The following is a 21,100-nucleotide window of genomic DNA, read 5'->3' as shown; positions in this document are numbered from 1 at the left end:
TGGAGCCGCCGCGTGCCCCCTCCCGGCAGCCTCTCCCGGCCGGCGGCCGGGTCGTCTCGTCAGCCAGCGGCGTCCGGGAACTTCGCCAGATGTCCGCGCGCTTGCATACAGTGACTGAACCGCTCATCGTGCGGCACCGCGCCGGTTCCGTACACGCTTGATCACGCGATCGAAGGGACGTACATGCCCATGGGTCACACGGCCACGCAACAGGCCGGCTCCGGCGGCCTGACAGCGACCGAGCACCGCCTGGCCAACGGCCTACGGGTGGTGCTCTCCGAGGACCATCTGACCCCGGTCGCCGCCGTCTGCCTCTGGTACGACGTCGGCTCGCGCCACGAAGTCAAGGGGCGTACCGGCCTGGCTCACCTCTTCGAGCACCTGATGTTCCAGGGCTCCGCCCAGGTGTCCGGGAACGGCCACTTCGAGCTGGTGCAGGGCGCAGGCGGTTCGCTGAACGGGACCACCAGCTTCGAGCGCACCAACTACTTCGAGACGATGCCCGCCCACCAGGTGGAGCTGGCGCTGTGGCTGGAGGCCGACCGTATGGGGTCGCTCCTCACCGCGCTGGACGAGGAGAGCCTGGAGAACCAGCGGGACGTCGTCAAGAACGAGCGCCGGCAGCGCTACGACAACGTGCCCTACGGCACGGCCTTCGAGCGCCTCGTCGCCATGGCCTACCCCGAGGGCCACCCGTACCACCACACGCCCATCGGCTCGATGGCCGACCTGGACGCGGCCTCGCTGGAGGACGCGCGGGAGTTCTTCCGCACCTACTACGCGCCCAACAACGCGGTGCTGGCCATCGTCGGCGACATCGACCCCGAGCAGACGCTGGCCTGGGTCGAGAAGTACTTCGGCTCCATCCCCTCCCACGAGGGCAAGCGCCCCCCGCGCGACGGCTCGCTCCCGGACGTCATCGGCGAGCAGCTGCGCGAGGAGGTCCACGAGGAGGTCCCGGCCCGCGCCCTCATGGCCGCCTACCGGCTGCCGCACGACGGCACCCGCGAGGCCGACGCCGCCGATCTGGCGCTGACCGTGCTCGGCGGCGGCGAGTCCTCCCGGCTGCACAACCGGCTGGTGCGCCGCGACCGCACCGCCGTGGCCGCCGGGTTCGGCCTGCTGCGGCTCTCCGGCGCGCCCTCGCTGGGCTGGCTGGACGTGAAGACCTCCGGCGGCGTGGAGGTGCCCGACATCGAGGCGGCGGTCGACGAGGAGTTGGCCCGCTTCGCCGCGGAAGGGCCGACCCCGCAGGAGATGGAGCGCGCCCAGGCGCAGCTGGAGCGGGAGTGGCTGGACCGGCTGGCGACCGTCGGCGGGCGCGCCGACGAACTGTGCCGGTTCGCCGTTCTGTTCGGCGACCCGCAGCTGGCGCTCACCGCCGTCAACCGGGTCCTGGACGTCACCGCCGAGGAGGTGCGCGCGGTGGCCGCCGCGCGACTGCGCCCCGACAACCGCGCGGTCCTCGTCTACGAGCCCGTCCAGCCGGCCGAGCAGGCCGCGGCCGCCGACGGGGCCGACACCGAGGAGAACGCGGCCGACGCCGCGGACGCCGCCGAGAACGCCGCCGGCAAGCAAGCCGGCACCACGGAAGAAGGGGAGTCGGCGCAGTGAGCGACACCGCCGCCACCATGACGTTCCACCCGCAGCCCAAGCCGGGTCTGGCCAAGCCGTGGGCGTTCCCCGCGCCCGAGCGCGCCACGCTGCCCAATGGCCTGACCGTGCTGCGCTGCCACCGCCCCGGCCAGCAGGTCGTCGCGGTGGAGATCAGCCTCGACGCGCCGCTGGACGCCGAGCCGGCCGGCCTGGACGGCGTCGCCACCATCATGGCGCGCGCCCTGTCCGAGGGCACCGACAAGCACGACGCGGAGGAGTTCGCGGCCGAGCTGGAGCGCTGCGGCGCCACCCTGGACGCGCACGCCGACCACCCCGGCGTCCGGGTGTCGCTGGAGGTCCCGGCCTCCCGGCTGCACAAGGCGCTGAGCCTGCTGGCCGACGCGCTGCGCGCCCCCGCCTTCCCCGACGGCGAGGTGGAGCGGCTGGTCCAGAACCGACTGGACGAGATCCCGCACGAGCTGGCCAACCCGGCTCGGCGCGCCTCGATGGCGCTGTCCAAGGAGCTGTTCCCGGCCGACGTCCGGATGTCCCGGCCCCGCCAGGGCACCGAGGAGACCGTCGCGCGCATCGACGCCGCCTCCGTGCGCGCCTTCTACGAGGCGCACGTGCGGCCGGCCAGCGCCACCGCCGTGGTCGTCGGCGACTTCACCGACCTCGACCTCGACCAGGCGCTCGCCGACACCCTCGGCTCCTGGACCGGCGGGCCGGCTCGGAAGCGCTCCTACCCGGCGATCACGGCCGACGACACCGGCCGTGTGGTGATCGTCGACCGGCCCGGCGCGGTGCAGACCCAGCTGCTCATCGGGCGGGTCGGCGCCGACCGGCACGACCGCGTGTGGCCCGCTCAGGTGCTCGGCACCTACTGCCTGGGCGGCACCCTCACCTCGCGCCTCGACCGGGTGCTGCGCGAGGAGAAGGGCTACACCTACGGCGTGCGCGCCTTCGGCCAGGTGCTGCGCTCGGTCGACCCCGCCACCGCGGGCGTCTCCGGCATCGCGATGCTCGCCATCAGCGGCTCGGTGGCCACCGAGGTGACCGGGCCCGCGCTGGAGGACGCCTGGAAGGTGCTGCGGACGCTGGCCGAGGAGGGGTTGACGGACGACGAGCGCGAGGCGGCCGTGCAGAACCTCGTGGGCGTGGCGCCGCTGCGCTTCGAGACGGCGGCGGCCGTCGCCAACACCCTGGCCGACCAGGTGGAGCAGCAGCTCCCCGACGACTTCCAGGGGAAGCTCTACGCCCGGCTGGCGGAGACCGGCACGGTGGAGGCGACCGCGGCCGTGGTGAGCGCATTCCCGGGGGACCGGCTCGTCACGGTGCTCGTCGGTGACGCCTCGGCCATCGAGGAGCCGGTGCGGGCCCTCGGCATCGGCGAGGTGCGCGTCGTGTCCGGTTGACGCGACGCGCTGACGCGATCGGCCGGTGCGACGCGCTGACGCGATGTGGCTGACGTGATGTGGCTGGCGCGATGCGCGCACGCGATCGGCTGACGCGATGTGAGGTCCGGTGAGGGGCCCCGACGTCCGACGGGACGTCAGGGCCCCTCTTTCGCTGCCCGCGCCCGCCCGCGCCGACCTGGGTCCCAGATCACGGCTTGGCATCCGTCAAATGTCCGTTTTATTGGAGAGATTGCCTGTCTGTGTGTGTGGCGAGCGCAACAAAAACGCTGATCTGTTTGGTGAACGAAAGAACTCGCCTCTAGCGTCGGTGCGGTTGCTCGTCATGCGTGAGCCGCACCCGCGGCAGCGAGCGACCATCGCCGAGTCCCGTGGCACGAGCCAGGGGAGCCGGGGACCCATATCCCCCTGGGGTGAATCGGGCGCCTTTCCGGAGGTGCTCGTAGGAGACCTTCCTGCTCCGAACCCGTCAGCTAACCCGGTAGGCGAAGGAAGGAAAGGAGTACGCCACCCCATGGCGTTCACCCGTGCCACCGGGAAGCACCGTCGTCCCCGCTCCGCCGCCCGTACGGGCGCGAACATCGCCGGGATAGCCACGATCGGTGGCGTCGTCGCCTCCGTCGCCTCCCCCGCGTTCGCCGCCTCGCCCTCCGGCGAGCCGGACCGCCTGGAGGACACCGGCCTCAACCAGGCGATCGTCGTCGGTGAGCACATGGCCGACCAGATCGACGCCCAGGCGCAGACCCAGGAGAACGTGGCCCAGGAGGCCGCCGCCAAGGCGCAGGCCGAGGAGGCCGCCCGCAAGCAGGCCGTCCGCGAGGCCGCCGAGGCGAAGCGCACGGCCGAGGCCGCGGCCAAGAAGGCCAAGGCGAGGGCGAAGGCCGAGCGCGAGGCCAAGGAGCGCGCCGCCCGCGAGGCCGAGCGCAAGCGGCTGAACACCTTCGTGTCGCCGATCGAGGGCTCCTACGTCTCCACCTCCTACCAAGCAGGCGGCGGCATGTGGTCCTCCGGCAGCCACACCGGTGTGGACTTCCACGCGGCGTCCGGCACCTCGGTGCGCGCGGTCGGCTCCGGCACCGTCGTCGAGGCCGGTTGGGGCGGCGCGTACGGCAACAACGTCGTCATCAAGATGAACGACGGCACCTACACCCAGTACGGCCACCTGTCCTCGCTCAGCGTCTCCGTCGGCCAGACGGTCACCCCGGGCCAGCAGATCGGCCTCTCCGGCAGCACCGGCAACTCCAGCGGTCCGCACCTGCACTTCGAGGCGCGCACCACCGCGGAGTACGGCTCGGACATCGACCCGGTGAGCTACCTCCGCCACCACGGCGTCAACATCTGACCCGCCGCCGCACGGCGGACTTCCCCCGCAAGGCCCCGGCCCCCGGCCGGGGCCTTACGCGTGTGCCCTCCGGGGCATGGCCAAAAAATAGCCATGAAATCACTCGGGCCGTCGGAAATTCCGGCCACGTGGAATAGAGTTTGTGGATCACACGTCAATCAGCTGCGTTTAGCGGGGATTACGGCGGAGGTTCGACCATGCGGGACCGGAAGTGAACGGCGATTCGACTGTGTTCCAGGGCGGCCGTCGGATTTCGGCCCATGCGGTGTGTACGGCGATCCGCGACGACATCGTCTCCGGCGCCTTCGCGCCCGGCGCGCGGCTGACCGAGGAACTGCTCGCCCGTCGCTACGGCGTCTCGCGGGTGCCGGTGCGGGAGGCCCTGCGCACCCTGGAGTCCGAGGGCTTCGTGACCAGCCGCCGGCACGCCGGGGCGTGCGTCGCGCAGCCCTCGCCGGAAGAGGTCGCCGACCTGCTCGACATCCGCGCCCTGATGGAGCCGCTGGGCGCCGCGCGCGCCGCCCAGCGGCGCACCGAGGCGCATCTGAAGGTGTTGCGCGGGCTGGTGCGGCTCGGCCAGGAACGGGCGCGTCGCGGTCAGCTCGCCGAGCTGCGCCCGCTCTGCGACTGGTTCCACGAGACGCTGGCGCAGGCCTCCGGAAGCCCGAGCCTGGCCGGGCTGCTGGTGCAGCTGCGGCGGAAGATCGATTGGATGTACGCGCTGGAGCCGGCCGGCCCCGCGTCGCCCGCCGCCCCGGCCTCACGCCCCGGCCCGCCGCGTGCGGAACCCGCGGTGGTGCGGGCCGTGGAGTCGTGGGAGGGGTATGGCGCGCTGGTGGACGCCGTGGCCCGAGGCGACGCCGAGCGGGCCCGCTCGCTGGCCGCGCTGCACGCGGAGCGCTCGCTCGCCGAGTACCGGCTCCGCCGCCCGTTCACGGCCGTGGCACCGGCCGCCGCCGTGAGGGATTCGAAACAATCCCACAACACGGCGAGCGCTCGGAATTAACACGTGGGCCGTATACACATGGCATATGAAGAATGGCGATTTCCGTCGCGGGGAATCCGTGGCTTCGCGGCGCGATCGCCTTCGAGTGAAAACAAGGCCGCGTGCCCGGATTAGCCGGGCGCGCGGCCTTGTCGTCGTGCGGAGTGGATTGACCGGAGGGGTTTCGGAGACGAATGGGGGGCGTGCTCCGTAAAGCCGCCCCCGATCGTTCCGCACCACCACCGTGCCGGTGGCTCAGACCGTCTCCGGGAGCTCCTCCAGGCCCTCGGCGACCAGCTTGGCCAGGCGGTCCAGCGCGGCGTCCGCGTCGGCGGCCTCGGAGGCGAGCACGATCTCCTCGCCGCCCTGGGCGCCCAGGCCGAGCACGGCGAGCATCGAAGCGGCGTTGACCGGCTGACCGTCGCCCTTGGCGATGGTCACGGGGACCCCGGCGGCGGTCGCCGCACGGACGAAGATGGACGCGGGGCGGGCGTGCAGGCCCTCGGCCCAGCCGACGTTGACGCGGCGCTCAGCCATGGTGAAACCCTTCGAGTCGTTTCCAGTCACTGAGGTTGTCTAGACCAGTGTCTCACGGGGTCGGGGGTGGTCCGCCCCGGTCGACGCCCGGCGCGCCCGACGCCCGACGCCCGCGACGCGATGCCCGACGCCGCCGCCTGACGCGCGCGACGTGACGCCCGGCTTTCGGGCTCGGCACCCGGGGCTCGACGCCTGACGTCTGACGCCCGCGTTGCGACGCCTGACGCCCGGCTTTCGGGCTCGGCACCCGGGGCTTGCCGCCCGCCGCCCCGCTTCCGGGCCCGCCGCCTAACGCCCAGGGGCCCGCCGCCCGCCGCCCGGCTTCCGGGGCCAGCGCCCAAACGCCCCCCGCCCAACGCCCCCCCGCCCGCCGCCCAACGCCCGGCGCCCAAACGCCCAACGCCCGCCGCCCCGACGCCCTGAGTCGGGGGCCGGGCGACATCGGCCGTCCGGCCGGGACCCGGGGCCGAACGGCCGATGTCCCGGGCCTGAGCTGCCCGTACGCTGTGCCCATGGAGACGCCGTCAGCACCGGACCGCCATCGCTACCCGGCCCACTGGGAGGCCGATGTGGTGCTCCGCGACGGCGGCACCGCCCAGATCCGTCCCATCACCCCCGACGACGCGCAGCGGCTGGTCAGCTTCTACGAGCACGTCTCGGACGAGTCGAAGTACTACCGCTTCTTCGCGCCCTACCCCCGGCTCTCCGACCGCGACGTCCGCCGCTTCACCCACCACGACTACGTGGACCGGGTCGGCCTCGCGGCCACCGTCGGCGACGAGTTCATCGCCACCGTCCGCTACGACCGCATCGACGAGCGCGGCATGTCCGCCAGCTCCTCAGCCCGCCCGTCTCCCGCCGCCACCCTCGATGGACGCTCCGCGCCCCCTGCCGATCCGGTCCCCGACCAGGCCGAGGTGGCCTTCCTGGTCCAGGACGCCCACCAGGGCCGGGGCGTGGCCTCCGCCCTCCTCGAACACATCGCCGCCGTGGCGCGCGAGCGCGGCATCCGCCGCTTCGTGGCCGAGGTGCTGCCGGCCAACACCAAGATGATCAAGGTGTTCACGGACGCCGGCTACACCCAGCAGCGCAGCTTCGAGGACGGCGTCGTGCGGCTGGAGTTCGACCTCGAACCCACCGACCGGTCCGTGGCCGTGATGCGCGCCCGCGAGCAGCGCGCCGAGGCCCGCTCCGCGCAGCGGCTGCTGGCCCCCGGCTCCGTCGCCGTCATCGGCGTCGGCCGGCGCCCCGGCGGCGTCGGTCGCAGGGTGCTGCGCAACCTCCTGGACGCCGGATTCACCGGCGCGACCTACGCCGTCAACCACGCCTTCCCGCCCGAGCAGACCCGGCTGGAGCCCGAGGGCGTGCCGGCACACCGCGCGATCGGCGAGATCGACGGCCCTGTCGACCTGGCCGTCGTCGCCGTGCCCGCCGAGCAGGTCCCGTCCGTCGTCGCCGACTGCGGGGAGCACGGCGTCCAGGGGCTGATCGTGGTCTCCGCCGGCTATGCCGAGAGCGGCATCGAGGGGCGGGCCCGCCAGCGTGAGCTGGTCCGCCAGGCGCGCGCCCACGGGATGCGGGTCCTCGGCCCCGGCGCCTTCGGCGTGATCAACACCGCCGACGAGGTGCGGCTCAACGCCTCCCTCTCCCCGGAGGTGCCGCACGCCGGGCGGCTCGGGCTGTTCACCCAGTCCGGGGCCATCGGCATCGCCCTGCTCTCCGGGCTGCACCGGCGCGGCGCCGGCCTCGTCGGCATCTCGACGTTCGTCTCCGCCGGCAACCGGGCCGACGTCTCCGGCAACGACCTGCTCCAGTACTGGCACGACGATCCGCACACCGACATCGCCCTGATGTACCTGGAGTCGATCGGCAACCCGCGCAAGTTCACCCGGCTCGCCCGGCGCACCGCGGCGGCCAAGCCGGTCGTGGTGGTCAAGGGCTCCCGGCACACCGGCAGCGCCCCGCTCGGCCACGCCGTGCCCACCACCGCCGTCCCCGACGCCACCGTCACCGACCTGCTGCGCCAGGCGGGCGTCATCCGCGTCGACACCATCACCGAGCTCGCCGACACCGGACTGCTGCTCGCCTCCCAGCCCCTTCCCGCGGGCCCCCGCATCGCCATCCTCGGCAACTCCGAGTCCCTCGGCCTGCTCACCTACGACGCCTGCCGCACCGAGGGCCTGAGCCCGCTGCACCCGCGCGACCTCACCACCGGCGCCGAGCCCGCGGACTACCGCGCCGCCCTCTCGGCCGCGCTCGCCGACCCCGACTGCGACGCGGTCGTCGTGAACGCGATCCCCTGGGTGGGCCGCGCCTCGGCGACGGAGCTGGCAGCCGCGGTGCGGGAGGCGTGCGCGGCCGGCGGGGCCGCCAAGCCGGTCGCGGTGGTCCACCTGGAGATCCCCGGGCTCGCCGAAGCCCTGGCGGCCCCGGCGGAGACGCCCACAGCGGCCCCGGCGCAGGCCCCCACAGCGTCCGCGGCGCAGGCCCCCACAGCGTCCGCGGCACAGGCGCCCACAGCGGGTCCGACAGAGGTGACCACGGCGGCCCCGGCGGAAGCGCCCACAGGGGCCCCGGCAGAGGCCCCGGCGCAGGCTCCCACAGCGGCCGCGGCGGAGGCCCCGACGGCGGCCCCCACCAACGCCACCGAAGCGGACGGGCACCCGGCCGGCGCCGGCCCCGCCTACCCCACCCCGGGCGTCCCCGCCTACCCCGCCGCCGAGCGCGCGGTGCGCGCCCTGGCGGAGGCCGTGCGGTACGCGCGGTGGCGCCGCGAGGCCGCCGAGCCGGGGCGCGTCCCGGAGTACGAGGACATCGACGAGGCCGGCGCCGCCGCCGACATCGAGGTGCTGCTGGCGCCCGGGGCCGGGCCCGCCGCCGCGGACGCCACGGTCGGTTCCGCCGTCGACCCCCAGGCCGACCCCGCCGGCCCGGAGGCCGTGGGGGAGGGCGTGCCGGTCTCCGCGCCGGACGCGCAGCGCCTGCTCGCCCGGTACGGCATCTCCGTGCTGCCCGCGTTCCCCGCGCCCGACGCCGACGCGGCCGTCCGCGCCGCCGAGCGGCTCGGCTACCCGGTGGCGCTCAAGCCCACCGCCCCGCACCTGCGGCACCGTACCGATCTGGGCGGGGTCCGGCTGGACCTGGGCGGTGAGGCGGAACTGCGCCGGGCGTACGCGGAGTTGACCCGGCAGCTGGGCGCGCCCGAGGAGCTCCGGCCGGTGGTGCAGCGGATGGCCCCGCGCGGTGTGGACACGGTCGTCCGGGCGGTGATCGACCCGGCGGCCGGCGCGGTGCTCTCCTTCGGGCTCGCCGGCGCCCCCTCGGAGCTGCTCGGGGACACCGCCCACCGGCTGGTGCCGGCGACCGACCGGGACGCCGCCGAACTGATCCGGTCGATCCGGACGGCGCCGCTGCTCTTCGGCTGGCGCGGCTCGCAGCCGGTGGACACCGCGGCGCTGGAGGAGCTGCTGCTGCGGGTGTCCCGCATGGTGGACGATCATCCGGAGGTGGTCGCCGTCGACCTGGAGCCCGTCGTGGTGGCCCAGCGCGGCCTGTCGGTGCTCGGTGCGTCCGTCCGGCTCGCCCCGCCGGCGCCGCGGACCGATCTCGGCCCGCGCCACCTGCCGAACTACTGACCGGACCGGCAGGAACGGGTCTGGGGCCCGGGACCGGTCCGGCCCCGTAGGATGGAGCACATGGCGAAGACCGGTACGACGACCCAGGGGCTGCGCGCGGCGATCGAGCGCAGCGGCTACTACCCGGCACTCGTTGCCGAAGCGGTGGAGGCCGCGGTGGGCGGCGAGCGGGTCGTGTCGTACCTGGTCCACCAGGAGACCACCTTCGACGCCAACGAGGTCCGCCGCCATGTCACGGTCCTCGTCCTGACCGGCACGCGGTTCATCGTCAGCCACACCGACGAGCAGGCCGCCGACGGCACCTCCCCGTCGCCGTACGCCACCACCTCCACCGAGTCCGTGAAGCTGGACCGGATCTCCTCGGTCGTGGTCAGCCGCGTGGTCGCCAACCCCGAGTCGTACACGCCCGGCACGCTGCCGCGCGAGGTCGTGCTCACCATCGGCTGGGGCGCCGTCAACCGCCTGGACCTGGAGCCCGCCGCCTGCGGCGACCCCAACTGCGAGGCCGACCACGGCTACACCGGCTCCTCCACCGCCGACGACCTGAGCCTGCGGGTCAGCGAGGCCGGCGACGGCCCCGACAGCGTCCGGCAGACCCTCGCCTTCGCGCAGGCGCTCTCCGAGGCCACCATCGCGGACTCCGGCCGCTGATGACGCACCCCGCCCCCGCCGGCGCCGCCTGGCACGAGCCCGCCCCGCTGGACCCGCGCACCGCGCCCGCCCCCCGCTACGGCACCGGATCGCTCGCCGATCTGCTGCCCGCCGTCGCCGCGGGCCTGGGCGTCCCCCAGCTCGGCTCCGGACTCGATCTGGCCCCCGCCGACCGGGTCTGCGTCTTCCTGATCGACGGGCTCGGCTGGGAGGCGCTCAAGGCGCACCCGGCCGAGGCCCCGTTCCTCACCTCGCTGCTGCCGACCTCCATGAACGGCACCGGCACCCCGCTCACCGCGGGCTTCCCGTCCACCACCGCCACCTCGCTGGCCTCGGTCGGCACCGGCCTGCCGCCCGGCGCGCACGGCCTGCCCGGCTACACCGTGCGCGACCCGGCGACCGGCGCGCTGATGAACCAGCTGCGCTGGCAGCCGTGGACCGATCCGTACGTGTGGCAGCCGCACCCCACCGTCTTTGAGCTCGCCGACGCCGCCGGCGTGCACACCTGCCAGGTCTCCGCCCCGACCTTCGCGGAGACCCCGCTGACGAAGATCGCGCTCAGCGGCGGCACCTTCCACGGCCGGCTCAGCGGCGAGGAGCGGATGGACCTGGCGGCCGAGCAACTCGGCGCCGCGGACCGCGCGCTGGTCTACACGTACTACAGCGAGGTGGACGGCAAGGGCCACCGCTTCGGCCTCGACTCCGCGGAGTGGCGCAGCCAGTTGCGCTACGTCGACGGGCTCGCCCAGCGCCTGGCCGAGCAGCTCCCGCCGCGCTCGGCGCTCTACGTCACCGCGGACCACGGCATGATCGACATCCCCTTCGATCCGGAGTCCCGGATCGACTTCGACGAGGACTGGGAGCTGCGCGCCGGCGTGGCCCTGCTCGGCGGGGAGGGACGCGCCCGCCACCTGTACGCGGTCCCCGGCGCCGCCGGCGACGTGCTGGCGGTCTGGCGCGAGGTGCTCGGCGATCGGATGTGGGTGGCCAGCCGGGACGAGGCCATCGCGGCCGGCTGGTTCGGACGGCCGGACGACGGCGTCGACGAGCGCGTCTACCGCCGGATCGGTGACGTGATCGCGGCGGCCAGCGCGGACGTCGCCGTCGTCGCCTCCGTGACCGAGCCCAAGGAGTCCGCGATGGTGGGCCTGCACGGTTCGATGACCCCGACCGAGCAACTGGTCCCCCTCCTCGAAGTACGTTCCTGACCGTCTACCGCGCGGTAACGTGCGGTCCGCCGCAGACCCGCACCACCCCCGTACGCCCGCGCCGCCCCGCGATCCCCATGAAAGGCCCTCCCCCCTCATGCCCGAGCTGGTGTTCTTCTCCGGAACGATGGACTGCGGAAAGAGCACCCTCGCTCTGCAGATCGAGCACAACCGCTCGGCGCGCGGCCTGCAAGGGATGATCTTCACTCGGGACGACCGGGCGGGCACCGGGAAGCTCTCCTCGCGTCTTGGCCTGGTCACCGAGGCGGTCGAGGCGGGCGAGGGCCTCGACCTCTACGCCTATCTCGTGGCCCATCTGTCGGCCGGCGGCAAGGTCGACTACGTGATCGCGGACGAGGCGCAGTTCCTGGCCCCGCTCCAGATCGACCAGCTCGCCCGGATCGTCGACGACCTCGGGCTCGACGTCTTCGCCTTCGGCATCACCACGGACTTCCGCACCAAGCTCTTCCCCGGCTCGCAGCGCCTGGTGGAGCTGGCCGACCGCGTCGAGGTGCTCCAGGTCGAGGCGCTCTGCTGGTGCGGGGCGCGGGCGACGCACAACGCGCGCACCGTCGGTGGCCAGATGGTCGTCGAGGGCGCTCAGGTGGTCGTCGGCGACGTCAACCAGCCCGGCAACGAGGTGGGTTACGAGGTGCTGTGCCGGCGCCACCACCGGCGCCGGATGACCGCCGCCGCGGCGGGCGCCGCGGCACTCTCCCCGGACGTCCTGCCGGTGGACGCGGGGCCGGCGGACGTCGTCCGGACCATACGCACCGCCACCCCCGCTGCCGCCGCCTCCGTCAGCGAGCCGTCCGCACGACCGTGAACACCGCGCCCTCCGGGTCGGCGACCGTCGCCAGCCGCCCGGTGGCGCCGTCCCGCGGCGGCTGGAGCACCTGGCCGCCCAGCTCGGTGACCCGGCGCGTCGCCGCGTCGGCGTCCTCGACCTCGAAGTAGGTCATCCAGTGCGGCCCGCGGTCGCGCGGCAGGCCGTGCCCGACCCCGTGCACGGCCGCCACCGGCCGGCCCGCCAGGTGCAGGGTGACGTAGTCGAAGTCGGCCGAGACGAGCGCCTCCGCCTCATAGCCGAAGACCGCCTGGTAGAACTTGCCGGCGGTCGTGGTCTCGTAGGTGACCAGTTCGCGCCAGACCGGGGTGCCGGGCACGCCCTCGCGCTCCGCCCCCAGGTGCGCCCTGGCCTGCCACACCCCGAACACCGCCCCCGAGGGATCGGAGGCGATCACCATCCGGCCGGCCTCCTCCGCGTCCAGCGGGCCCACCGCCACGGTGCCGCCGCAGCTGCGGATCTGCTCCGCGGTGTCGTCGGCGTCGTCGGAGGCCAGATAGGTGGTCCAGGCGATCGGGAGGTGGCGCTCGGGCGGCAGTTCACCGATACCGGCCACGCTCTGCCCGTCGAGAGTCGCTCGGACGTACGCGCCGAGCTGCTGCGGTCCGGGACGGAACTCCCAGCCGAACAGGGAATGGTAGAAGTCCTGCGTCGCGTTCAGGCTGTGCACCATCAGACTTGTCCAACAGGGGGTGCCCGGTGCGCACCGAGCCGGTGCCTCGGTCATCTCACTCTCTCTCCTCGGACCATCGTGGTAGCCGTGCGGTCACTGGCCGATCGGCTCCTCGGGGCGGTTGGGGTGGTACGGGACGGGGCCCCTCCAGATGCTTGCACCACCGGCCGTCCGGCGCGCCCCGGCCGCGCCGGAATTCATCGGTTCCCGCGGGAGAATGCCCGAATTTGCATGGCCCTTCCGTTTCGGCGCCATTCACCTCCGAGGGCAATCGGCTGCACGCCGGGTGACCGGGAACAGCATTCGACGCAGACGCTTCTACGCAAGGATTGGTCCTATGAGTGCCATCATTGCCGCATCAGAACTCGCGGGCGAGGCGGCCGGTCCGCGACCACCAGCCCTTTTGGACGTCCGCTGGCAGCTCGGTGGCCCGCCCGGTCACCCCGCGTACCAGGCCGGGCACATCCCCGGCGCGGTCTACGTCGACCTGGACACCGAGCTCGCCGGCCCGGCCGGCGGCACCGCCGGCCGCCACCCGCTGCCCGACCCCTCGGTCTTCGGCGCCGCCATGCGCCGGGCGGGGGTCTCGGCCGATCGCGACGTCGTGGTCTACGACGGCGGTCAGGGGTGGGCCGCGGCCCGCGCCTGGTGGCTGCTGCGGTGGTCCGGACATCCGTCCGTACGCGTCCTCGACGGCGGCCTGGCGGCCTGGACGGCGAACGGCGGTCCGCTGAGCGAGGTCATCCCCGAGGTGACGGAGGGCGACTTCGTCCCCGCGCCGGGCGCGCTCCCCGTCCTGGACGCCGACGCCGCGGCCGCGCTGGCCCGCGACGGCGTGCTGCTCGACGCGCGGGCCGCGGAGCGGTACCGGGGCGAGGTCGAGCCGATCGACCGCGTCGGCGGCCATATCCCCGGGGCGCTCTCCGCCCCCACCACGGAGAACGTCGCACCGAACGGCCGGCTGCTCCCGCCCGCCGCGCTCACCGAGCGCTTCGGCGCCCTGGGCGCCACCGGGGACGCCCCCGTCGGCGTCTACTGCGGCAGCGGTGTCTCCGGCGCCCACCAGGTGCTCGCCCTGGCCGTGGCCGGCATCCCGGCCGCCCTCTACGTCGGCTCCTGGAGCGCCTGGTCCGCCGACCCCACCCGCCCGGTCGCCACGGGCCCCCACCCCGGCTGACCCTCCCCGGACCCACCCTGCGTGCCGGTCACAGCCGCACGCAGGGTGATCGGGTAGGTGCCCGATCAGGGCTCACTCCGCGTACGCAGGGTGATCGGGCGGGTGGGTGGGAGCAGCCCGCCGCAGGCGCAACGGCGCGGCACCCGGTAGACCACCGCACCCGGCACGGACGCCCCGCCGCGGGCGCACGCGGCGTCACCTGACGGAGCACGGCACCCGATCGGGGCTCACTTCGCGTACGCGGGGTGATCGGGCGGGTGGGTGGGAGCAGCCCGCCGCAGGCGCAACGGCGCGGCACCCGGCGGACCACCGCACCCAGCGCGGACGCCCCGCCGCAGGCGCAACGGCGCGGCACCCGGTAGACCACCGCACCCGGCACGGACGCCCCGCCGCAGCCGCGACGAGGCGTCGCCAACCCGTCACCGGCAGACCACCACACCCGGCCCAGCCGCCCCGCGACCAGCAAGGCCCAGGGCCCAGGGCCCAGGGCCCAGGGCCTCGGGGCTCGGGTGGCAACGAACCAGAACCCGGGTAGGGGCAGCAGCCTGCCTAGTCCGGTTTCTTGCGCCGCGTCCCGAACACGATCTCGTCCCAGCTCGGCACCGCGGCCCGACGTCCCGGTCGCACCCCGTCGGCCTCGGCCTGGCGGTCGGTGGTGCCGGTGAGACGGTCGCGGTGACCGGTGACGGAGCGGGGCATGAGGACGTCGGCGTAGGCGGAGCCGGCGCTCGCGGCGGGAGCGGGGGGCTCGGCGGCCTCCGGCTCCTCCTCGGGCGGGTCCGGCGGGGTCGCCGGCTGGGGCACCGCCTCGGGGACGACCATGTCGCCGCGGAAGTTGGGCACCGCCTCCAGCAGACTGGTCAGCGAATCGCGCTCGCGAACGCCGCCACCGGCGTCCTCGTCGGACGCGGGGGAGTCGGCATCGCCGGATTCGGTCGGGGAGAGCCCCGACCGGTCCAGCAGTCGGTCCCGGTCCCGATCGCGGTCCCGCTCGCGCGGCAGCCGCGCGATCCTCGGTACGAAGGGGAAGCTCGGCTCGGGCGTGTCGTCGGACTCGCCGATGAGCGCGCGCGCCTCGTCGTCCACGGCCTGGACCAGCCGCCGGGGCGGGTCGTAGGTCCAGGTCGCCGAGCGCGGCGCGCCCATGACGCGGTAGACGAGCAGCACCTCCCAGGTGCCGTCGTCGCGCCGCCAGGAGTCCCACTGGGCGGTGTCCTTCTCCGCGCCGCGCAGCAGCAGCCGCTCCGCGACGGCCTCGCCGAGCTGCGGCCCGGCGTTCTCGCCGGGGCGACGTACGGGGGTCTTACGGGCGCGCTCGGCCATGAACGCGCGCTCCGCCAACACCGGCCCCTCGAAGCGGCGTACGCGGTCGACGGAGATGCCCGCCATCTGCGCGACCTCTTCGGCGGAGGCGCCGGCGCGTATACGGGCCTGGATGTCGCGCGGCCGCAGATGGCTCTCGACCTCGATCTCGATCTGGCCGAGCCGTGCGCGGTCGTTGCGAATGGCGGCGCGCAGCCGCTCGTCGATGGGGAGCGTGTATTCCGTGCTGTCCGCAGCCTTGAGCACCAGCCGTGTGCCGTCGTTGCTGACGGCCACGACACGCAGTTCGGGCATGGGGACCTCCCGGGTGGTGCCTGCCGACGTCACGTGCGTCGCTGCCGTTCTCCCGCTAGACGAGTGTGGCCTGCCCGGGTGCAGCCTGCCACAACATTGCCGAGTTGCCCGGCGTGTCGGGCCTGGGCCGCGATCCGCCGTTATGGCACGGTTACCTGTTTGCAGCGCAAAGTGACGCATGTCACGTTGTGCAGCGGTCTCCGTTCCATGTCGCGGCGCCGCCGGTTGAGTTGCCGCTTTTGGCCCCTCCCGCTGGGTCCGGGCGGCCGGACGGGAAAGCGGGGCCAGGGCTCGCCACAGTACTCCATTCGGGCCACCTGGGTGGACCCGGCGCGCCAGCCAAGTTGCCCGGAGGTCGGTGAGTTGACTCCCAGGGGTGGCGCCCCGGGTCGCGGCGGGGGTGGCAAGTTTCACGTAATCTTCAGAAGCGGAACTACCCTTTCCGGTGCAGGCGTCGACCGGGGCGATGGCGGCCGTCCGGTTCCGGGTGGTCAGTCCCCCAACACCCGCCGCAGGTAGTCGTTGCCGAAGACGCGGTCCGGGTCCCAACGGTCGCGGACGGCGGTGAACTCGCCGAACCGCGGATAGGCGTCGGTCAGGTATCCGGCGTCACGGCCGTGCAGCTTGCCCCAGTGCGGCCGTCCGCCGTACGCGACCATGATCCGCTCGACGGCGGCGAAGTACTCCCGGTGCGGGGTGCCGCGGTACATGTGCACGGCGATGTACGCGGTGTCCCGACCGGAGGCGGTGGACAGCGGGATGTCGTCGGCCGGCGCGGTCCGCACCTCCACCGGGAAGCTGACCGCGAACCCCGAGCGCTCGACGACCGCCTCCAACTCGCGCAGCACCTCCGGCGCGGCCGCCCGCTCCACCGCGTACTCCATCTCCAGGAAGCGCACCCGGCGCGGGCTGGTGAAGACCTTGTACGGGATGTCGGTGTACGTACGGGCCGACAGCGCGCCGCCGGCGATCCGGGCGAGGCCGGGGACGGCGGTGGGGACGGCGCGACCCATCGAACACAGTGCCTGGAACGCCCCGTTGGAGAGCAGCTCGTCCTCGACCCAGCCGCCGAACCGACCGAGGGGGGCGGCGGGGCCTTGGCTGCGGTTGTTGCGCTTGGTGTTGCAGTGGCGGGTGTGAGGGAACCAGTAGAACTCGAAGTGCTCGTTCTCCAAGACGAGTTGCTCGAAGTCGCCGAGCACCCGGTCGAGCGTCATCGGCTCCTCCCGCGCGGTCAGCAGGAATTCGGGCTCCACCCGGAAGGTGACCGCGCTGATGACGCCCAGCGCGCCCAGACCCAACCGCGCCGCCGTGAAGAGCGCCTCCTCCTCGGGCGGGCCGCCCGGCGCGCACCGCACCACCGAGCCGTCGGCCGTCACCAGCTCCAGGGCGGCGATCTGGGCGGCGAGCGAGGCGCTCTCCCGGCCGGTGCCGTGCGTTCCGGTGCTCACCGCGCCGGCCACCGTCTGGGCCATGATGTCGCCCATGTTGGTCAGCGACAGACCGTGTACGGACAGGGTCTCGTTCAGCTGCCACAGCGGGGTGCCGGCGGCGACGGTCACCGTTCCGGCCGCCCGGTCCAGGGCCCGTAAGCCGACCAGCCGGTCGGGGCGGACCAGCAGGCCGTCGGTGGCGGCCACGGCGGTGAAGGAGTGGCCGGTGCCCACGGCCTTCACCGGAACGCCCTCCCGCGCGGCCGCGCGGACGACGGCCGCCAGCTCCTCGGTGGAGGCGGGTGTCGCGACCCCGGACGGGCTCGCGGTGACGTTCCCCGCCCAGTTACGCCATGTGTCGCTGTTCCGCGCGGTCCTCGCGCCGCTCCGCGCGGTCTTCCCGGTCCTGCCCGTGGTCCCCGTCGCGCTCATGCCCGTCAGATCCCTCCCGCTGTGGCGCCGGCCGCAGCCAGCGGTACCCGAGGAACGCCACCGCCGCCGCGAGCGCCCCGGCCGCCGCCGCCACCAGGTACCCCGCCCGGGCGCCGGCCTCGTCGACCACCACCCCGGCGGCCGAGGAGCCGATCGCGATCCCGACCGCGAGCCCGGTGCTCACCCAGGTCATGCCCTCGGTCAGGTTGGCGCGCGGTACGTGCTGCCCGATCAGGGCCATGGTGGTGACCATCGTCGGCGCGATGGCCAGGCCCGCGACGAAGAGCGCCACGGCCAGGAGCGGCAGGCTCCCGACCAGTTGGAGGGGGATCATACTCACGGCCATGGCGCACATGCCCAGCAGCCAGCGGCGCGAGGCCGAGCCCTTCAGGTGCAGCAGCCCGAAGACCACGCCGGCCAGGCAGGAGCCGGTCGCGTAGACCGCGAGCACCAGGCTCGCGGCGGCCTTGTGGCCCTCCTCCTCGGCGAAGGCCACGGTCACCACGTCCACCACGCCGAAGATCGCGCCGGTCGCGACGAAGGCCGCCACCAGCACCCGCAGCCCCGGCGAGCGCAGCACCGAACCCCCGGTCTGCTTGTCGCGCGGGTGCGGCTCGGGCTCGGTGGCGCGCTGGGCGGTGAGCCACAGCACGCTGACCACCAGGCACAGGGCGGCCACCAGCGGGCCCGCCTCGGGGAACCAGGCGGTGCACAGGCCGATGGAGAGGATCGGGCCGACGATGAAGCAGGCCTCGTCGACGACCGACTCGAAGGCGTAGGCGGTGTGCAGCTCGCGGGGCGCGTCCTTGAGGATCTCCGCCCAGCGGGCCCGGACCATCGAGCCGATGCTCGGCACACAGCCCACCGCCGCCGCGAAGACGAAGAGCGTCCAGTCCGGCCACCGCTCGTGCGCGCTGACCAGCAGGCCGGTCACGGCGACGGCGGAGAAGAGGGTGGCCGGGCGCAGCACCCGGCGCTGCCCGTGCCGGTCCACCAGCCGGGATATCTGCGGGCCGATGACGGCGGCGGAGAGCGCGAGGGTGGCCGCGACGGCGCCGGCAAGGCCGTAGCGCCCGGTCAGCTGGGAGACCATCGTGACCACGCCGATGCCCATCATCGACAGCGTCATCCGGCCGAGGGAGCCGGCGGCGGAGAACGCCTTGGTGCCCGGACGGGCGAAGATCACACGATAGGGACTGGGCACGAGGGGGGCTCCGCCGTCTAGGGCCGGTGTCGGGCAGGGGTGGGCAGCGCACGGCGGCCGGTCCGGGGGCGGTGCCGCTCGGGGACCGGTAAGGAATGTACGCGTCCGATACAGCTTACGGCGCGTCGTGGGGCGACGCAGCCGCATTTCCCGCCGGTTTTCCGGCTGTCGGTGACGGGTGGCAGGATCGGAACATGTCCGCCCAGCCACAACGCCAGGCGCCCGCCGACCCCGCCCAGGGCCCGGTCGACGGCACGCCGTACGACGCCCTGCTGCTGCTCTCCTTCGGTGGCCCGGAGGGGCCGGAAGACGTCGTTCCGTTCCTGGAGAACGTCACGCGCGGCCGCGGCATCCCGCGCGAGCGGCTCAAGGAGGTCGGCCGGCACTACTTCCTGTTCGGCGGCGTCTCCCCGATCAACGCGCAGAACCGGGAGCTGCTCCAGGCGCTCCGCAAGGACTTCGCGGACCGCGGCCTGGACCTGCCGGTCTACTGGGGCAACCGCAACTGGGCGCCGTACCTGACCGATGTGCTGCGCGAGATGGTCCACGACGGCCGGCGTCGCATCCTGGTGCTGGCCACCAGCGCCTACGCCTCGTACTCCGGCTGCCGCCAGTACCGGGAGAACCTGGCCGACGCGCTGGCCGCGCTGGAGGCCGAGGGGCTGCCGCTGCCGCGCGTGGACAAGCTGCGCCACTACTTCAACCACCCCGGCTTCGTGCGCCCCATGGTGGACGCCACGCTGGCCGCGCTGGCCGAGCTGCCCGAAGAGCGGCGGGCCGGCGCCCACCTGGCCTTCACCACGCACTCCATCCCGACCGCCGCCGCCGACACCTCCGGCCCGGTGAAGGGCCACGGCGCCGGCGGCGCCTACGTGGCCCAGCACCTGGACGTGGCACGGCTGATCGCGGAGGCCGTGCGCGAGGAGACCGGCGTGGCGCACCCCTGGCGGCTGGTCTACCAGTCCCGCAGCGGAGCCCCGCACATCCCCTGGCTGGAGCCGGACATCTGCGACCACCTGGAGGAGCTGCACGGCGTCGGCGTCCCGGCCGCCGTGATGGTCCCCATCGGCTTCGTCTCGGACCACATGGAGGTCCGGTACGACCTCGACACCGAGGCCACCGCCAAGGCCGCCGAGCTGGGCCTGCCGGTCAGCCGCGCCGCCACCGTCGGCTCCGACCCGCGCTTCTCCGCGGCCGTGGCCGAGCTGGTGCTGGAGCGCGCCGCCGCCGAGCGCGGCCGCCCGGTGGACCGCTGCGCCCTCGGCGCCCTCGGCCCCGGCCACGACCTGTGCCCGGTGGGCTGCTGCCCCGCCCGCACCCCCCGTCCCGCCGCCGCCGGGGCCGACAGCCCGTACGCCTGAGGCGCCCACGCCGAAGGACCCGGAGCGACGACCGCGCGGCCGGGCCGCGGCGGGGCGGGAGAGCCGCTCCGCCGTCGTCCGGCCGCGAAAGCGAACGAAGGAGCACCATGACCGGCCCCCTGACCTCCCAGCCCGGCGACGAGCTCATAGTGGAGCTGCTCGACATCGCGCTCGACGCGGCGCGGCGGGCGGGCGAGCTGCTGCGCGACGGCCGCCCGGCCGACCTGGGCGTCGCCGCCACCAAGACCAGCTCCATCGACGTGGTCACCGAGATGGACCTGGCCGCCGAGAAGCTGATCACCGACTACCTGGCCGAGCGGCGTCCCGCGGACGGGCTGCTGGGCGAGGAGGGCGCCAGCACCCCGGGCAGCAGCGGGGTGCGCTGGATCATCGACCCGCTCGACGGCACCGTGAACTACCTCTACGGGCTGCCGTCCTGGGCGGTCTCCATCGCCGCCGAGGCGGACGGAGAGACGCTGGTCGGCGTGGTGACCGCCCCGATGCGTGGCGAGACCTACCACGCGGCCCTCGGCGCCGGTGCGTACGTCAACGGGGAGCCGGCCCGGGTGCGCCCCGCACCCCCCGTCGAGCAGGCCCTCATCGGCACCGGCTTCGGCTATCTGACCGCGCGCCGGGCCGCCCAGGCCGAGGTGGTGCGGGCGCTCCTGCCCGAGGTGCGGGACATCCGGCGCGGCGGCTCGGCCGCGATCGACCTGTGCGACGTGGCCTGCGGCCGGCTCGACGGCTACTACGAGCGCGGGCTCAACCCCTGGGACTACGCGGCCGGCGAGCTCATCGCCCGCGAGGCGGGCGCCCTCACCGGTGGCCGGCCGGGCGCTGCGGCCGACGGTGAGCTCACCGTCGCCGCCGTCCCCGGCCTCTTCGAACCGCTCCAGCGGCGGCTCGACGAGCTCGGCGCCTGGCACGACTGACCGACGGCGGCCCGCCGGCCGCGACCACCGAACCGGGAACACGGCAGCGCCCCGG

16 protein-coding genes and 1 riboswitch are annotated in these 21,100 nt (G+C 74.2%); of the genes, 11 read left to right on the top strand and 5 right to left on the bottom strand.

Annotation, left to right across the window (positions count from 1 at the left end):
• Nucleotides 1–183 precede the first annotated feature (183 nt).
• The 4 genes from LRS74_RS08155 to LRS74_RS08140 all read left to right on the top strand — a co-directional run bounded on the left by LRS74_RS08155 (nt 184) and on the right by LRS74_RS08140 (nt 5,359).
• Nucleotides 184–1,614 (top strand): pitrilysin family protein, encoded by a 1,431-nt coding sequence (locus LRS74_RS08155; RefSeq protein WP_277740379.1) that lies wholly within the window; start codon nt 184–186, stop codon nt 1,612–1,614.
• Nucleotides 1,611–3,011 (top strand): pitrilysin family protein, encoded by a 1,401-nt coding sequence (locus LRS74_RS08150; protein ID WP_277740378.1) that lies wholly within the window; start codon nt 1,611–1,613, stop codon nt 3,009–3,011. Before LRS74_RS08155 ends, LRS74_RS08150 begins: the two co-directional genes overlap by 4 nt.
• A gap of 350 nt (nt 3,012–3,361) precedes the next feature.
• A riboswitch (cyclic di-AMP (ydaO/yuaA leader) is annotated at nt 3,362–3,516 on the top strand.
• A gap of 9 nt (nt 3,517–3,525) precedes the next feature.
• Nucleotides 3,526–4,353 carry a M23 family metallopeptidase gene (locus LRS74_RS08145; protein ID WP_277740377.1) on the top strand — a complete coding sequence of 276 codons (828 nt, stop codon included), beginning with the start codon at nt 3,526–3,528 and terminating at the stop codon, nt 4,351–4,353.
• 229 nt (nt 4,354–4,582) lie between these two features.
• Nucleotides 4,583–5,359, top strand: a complete 777-nt coding sequence (locus tag LRS74_RS08140) for a GntR family transcriptional regulator (protein ID WP_277744649.1) — start codon at nt 4,583–4,585, stop codon at nt 5,357–5,359.
• A 234-nt stretch (nt 5,360–5,593) separates the two neighbouring features.
• Here LRS74_RS08140 and LRS74_RS08135 read toward each other — a convergent pair whose 3' ends face one another.
• The gene (locus LRS74_RS08135) at nt 5,594–5,875 is read right to left on the bottom strand and encodes an HPr family phosphocarrier protein (RefSeq protein ID WP_277740376.1); all 282 of its coding nucleotides are present in this window, start codon (nt 5,873–5,875) and stop codon (nt 5,594–5,596) included.
• Nucleotides 5,876–6,387: 512 nt separating this feature from the next.
• Between LRS74_RS08135 and LRS74_RS08130 the strand changes: the two genes are divergently transcribed.
• From LRS74_RS08130 to LRS74_RS08115, 4 genes are all read left to right on the top strand, one after another.
• Nucleotides 6,388–9,510: a GNAT family N-acetyltransferase gene (locus LRS74_RS08130; protein WP_277740375.1), complete on the top strand. Its 3,123-nt coding sequence runs from the start codon at nt 6,388–6,390 to the stop codon at nt 9,508–9,510.
• Between the two features lie 60 nt (nt 9,511–9,570).
• Nucleotides 9,571–10,161 (top strand): DUF5998 family protein, encoded by a 591-nt coding sequence (locus tag LRS74_RS08125; RefSeq protein WP_144382005.1) that lies wholly within the window; start codon nt 9,571–9,573, stop codon nt 10,159–10,161.
• Nucleotides 10,161–11,369: a nucleotide pyrophosphatase/phosphodiesterase family protein gene (locus LRS74_RS08120; protein ID WP_277740374.1), complete on the top strand. Its 1,209-nt coding sequence runs from the start codon at nt 10,161–10,163 to the stop codon at nt 11,367–11,369. Before LRS74_RS08125 ends, LRS74_RS08120 begins: the two co-directional genes overlap by 1 nt.
• 97 nt (nt 11,370–11,466) lie before the next feature.
• Nucleotides 11,467–12,195, top strand: a complete 729-nt coding sequence (locus LRS74_RS08115; RefSeq protein WP_277740373.1) for a thymidine kinase — start codon at nt 11,467–11,469, stop codon at nt 12,193–12,195.
• Here the strand turns inward: LRS74_RS08115 and LRS74_RS08110 are convergent.
• A complete protein-coding gene (locus tag LRS74_RS08110) occupies nt 12,170–12,943 on the bottom strand; it encodes a VOC family protein (protein ID WP_277740372.1) in 774 nt (257 codons plus the stop codon). The genes LRS74_RS08115 and LRS74_RS08110 overlap by 26 nt on opposite strands.
• Before the next feature lie 283 nt (nt 12,944–13,226).
• Here LRS74_RS08110 and LRS74_RS08105 point away from each other — a divergent pair, with 283 nt between their 5' ends.
• Nucleotides 13,227–14,066 (top strand): sulfurtransferase, encoded by an 840-nt coding sequence (locus tag LRS74_RS08105; protein ID WP_277740371.1) that lies wholly within the window; start codon nt 13,227–13,229, stop codon nt 14,064–14,066.
• 549 nt (nt 14,067–14,615) lie between these two features.
• Here LRS74_RS08105 and sepH read toward each other — a convergent pair.
• The 3 genes from sepH to LRS74_RS08090 form a co-directional block, all read right to left on the bottom strand.
• Nucleotides 14,616–15,683, bottom strand: coding sequence for a septation protein SepH (sepH, locus tag LRS74_RS08100; protein ID WP_277740370.1), 1,068 nt, complete (start codon nt 15,681–15,683; stop codon nt 14,616–14,618).
• A 491-nt stretch (nt 15,684–16,174) separates the two neighbouring features.
• Nucleotides 16,175–17,548 carry a D-arabinono-1,4-lactone oxidase gene (locus LRS74_RS08095; protein ID WP_277740369.1) on the bottom strand — a complete coding sequence of 458 codons (1,374 nt, stop codon included), beginning with the start codon at nt 17,546–17,548 and terminating at the stop codon, nt 16,175–16,177.
• On the bottom strand, nt 17,463–18,752 hold the full coding sequence (locus tag LRS74_RS08090) for an MFS transporter (protein WP_277740368.1): 1,290 nt from the start codon (nt 18,750–18,752) through the stop codon (nt 17,463–17,465). Before LRS74_RS08090 ends, LRS74_RS08095 begins: the two co-directional genes overlap by 86 nt.
• A 194-nt stretch (nt 18,753–18,946) precedes the next feature.
• Between LRS74_RS08090 and LRS74_RS08085 the strand changes: the two genes are divergently transcribed.
• Complete coding sequence (locus LRS74_RS08085) at nt 18,947–20,113, top strand: ferrochelatase (RefSeq protein WP_277740367.1); 1,167 nt, start codon at nt 18,947–18,949, stop codon at nt 20,111–20,113.
• A 107-nt stretch (nt 20,114–20,220) separates the two neighbouring features.
• A complete protein-coding gene (locus LRS74_RS08080; RefSeq protein ID WP_277740366.1) occupies nt 20,221–21,045 on the top strand; it encodes an inositol monophosphatase family protein in 825 nt (274 codons plus the stop codon).
• Nucleotides 21,046–21,100 lie beyond the last annotated feature (55 nt).

The sequence above is a fragment of the Streptomyces sp. LX-29 genome, from assembly GCF_029541745.1.
In the GTDB taxonomy this organism is placed as follows: Bacteria; Actinomycetota; Actinomycetes; order Streptomycetales; family Streptomycetaceae; genus Streptomyces.
This window is presented reverse-complemented; position numbering and strand designations above follow the sequence as displayed.

Bases quoted from the DNA above. Each gene is read 5' to 3' on its own strand.
- LRS74_RS08085 (WP_277740367.1), top strand. From the start codon at position 18,947: ATGTCCGCCCAGCCACAACGCCAGGCGCCCGCCGACCCCGCCCAGGGC.
- LRS74_RS08125 (WP_144382005.1), top strand. From the start codon at position 9,571: ATGGCGAAGACCGGTACGACGACCCAGGGGCTGCGCGCGGCGATCGAG.
- LRS74_RS08095 (WP_277740369.1), bottom strand. From the start codon at position 17,548: ATGAGCGCGACGGGGACCACGGGCAGGACCGGGAAGACCGCGCGGAGC.
- LRS74_RS08155 (WP_277740379.1), top strand. From the start codon at position 184: ATGCCCATGGGTCACACGGCCACGCAACAGGCCGGCTCCGGCGGCCTG.
- LRS74_RS08135 (WP_277740376.1), bottom strand. From the start codon at position 5,875: ATGGCTGAGCGCCGCGTCAACGTCGGCTGGGCCGAGGGCCTGCACGCC.
- LRS74_RS08115 (WP_277740373.1), top strand. From the start codon at position 11,467: ATGCCCGAGCTGGTGTTCTTCTCCGGAACGATGGACTGCGGAAAGAGC.
- sepH (WP_277740370.1), bottom strand. From the start codon at position 15,683: ATGCCCGAACTGCGTGTCGTGGCCGTCAGCAACGACGGCACACGGCTG.
- LRS74_RS08080 (WP_277740366.1), top strand. From the start codon at position 20,221: ATGACCGGCCCCCTGACCTCCCAGCCCGGCGACGAGCTCATAGTGGAG.
- LRS74_RS08120 (WP_277740374.1), top strand. From the start codon at position 10,161: ATGACGCACCCCGCCCCCGCCGGCGCCGCCTGGCACGAGCCCGCCCCG.
- LRS74_RS08145 (WP_277740377.1), top strand. From the start codon at position 3,526: ATGGCGTTCACCCGTGCCACCGGGAAGCACCGTCGTCCCCGCTCCGCC.
- LRS74_RS08130 (WP_277740375.1), top strand. From the start codon at position 6,388: ATGGAGACGCCGTCAGCACCGGACCGCCATCGCTACCCGGCCCACTGG.
- LRS74_RS08110 (WP_277740372.1), bottom strand. From the start codon at position 12,943: ATGACCGAGGCACCGGCTCGGTGCGCACCGGGCACCCCCTGTTGGACA.
- LRS74_RS08105 (WP_277740371.1), top strand. From the start codon at position 13,227: ATGAGTGCCATCATTGCCGCATCAGAACTCGCGGGCGAGGCGGCCGGT.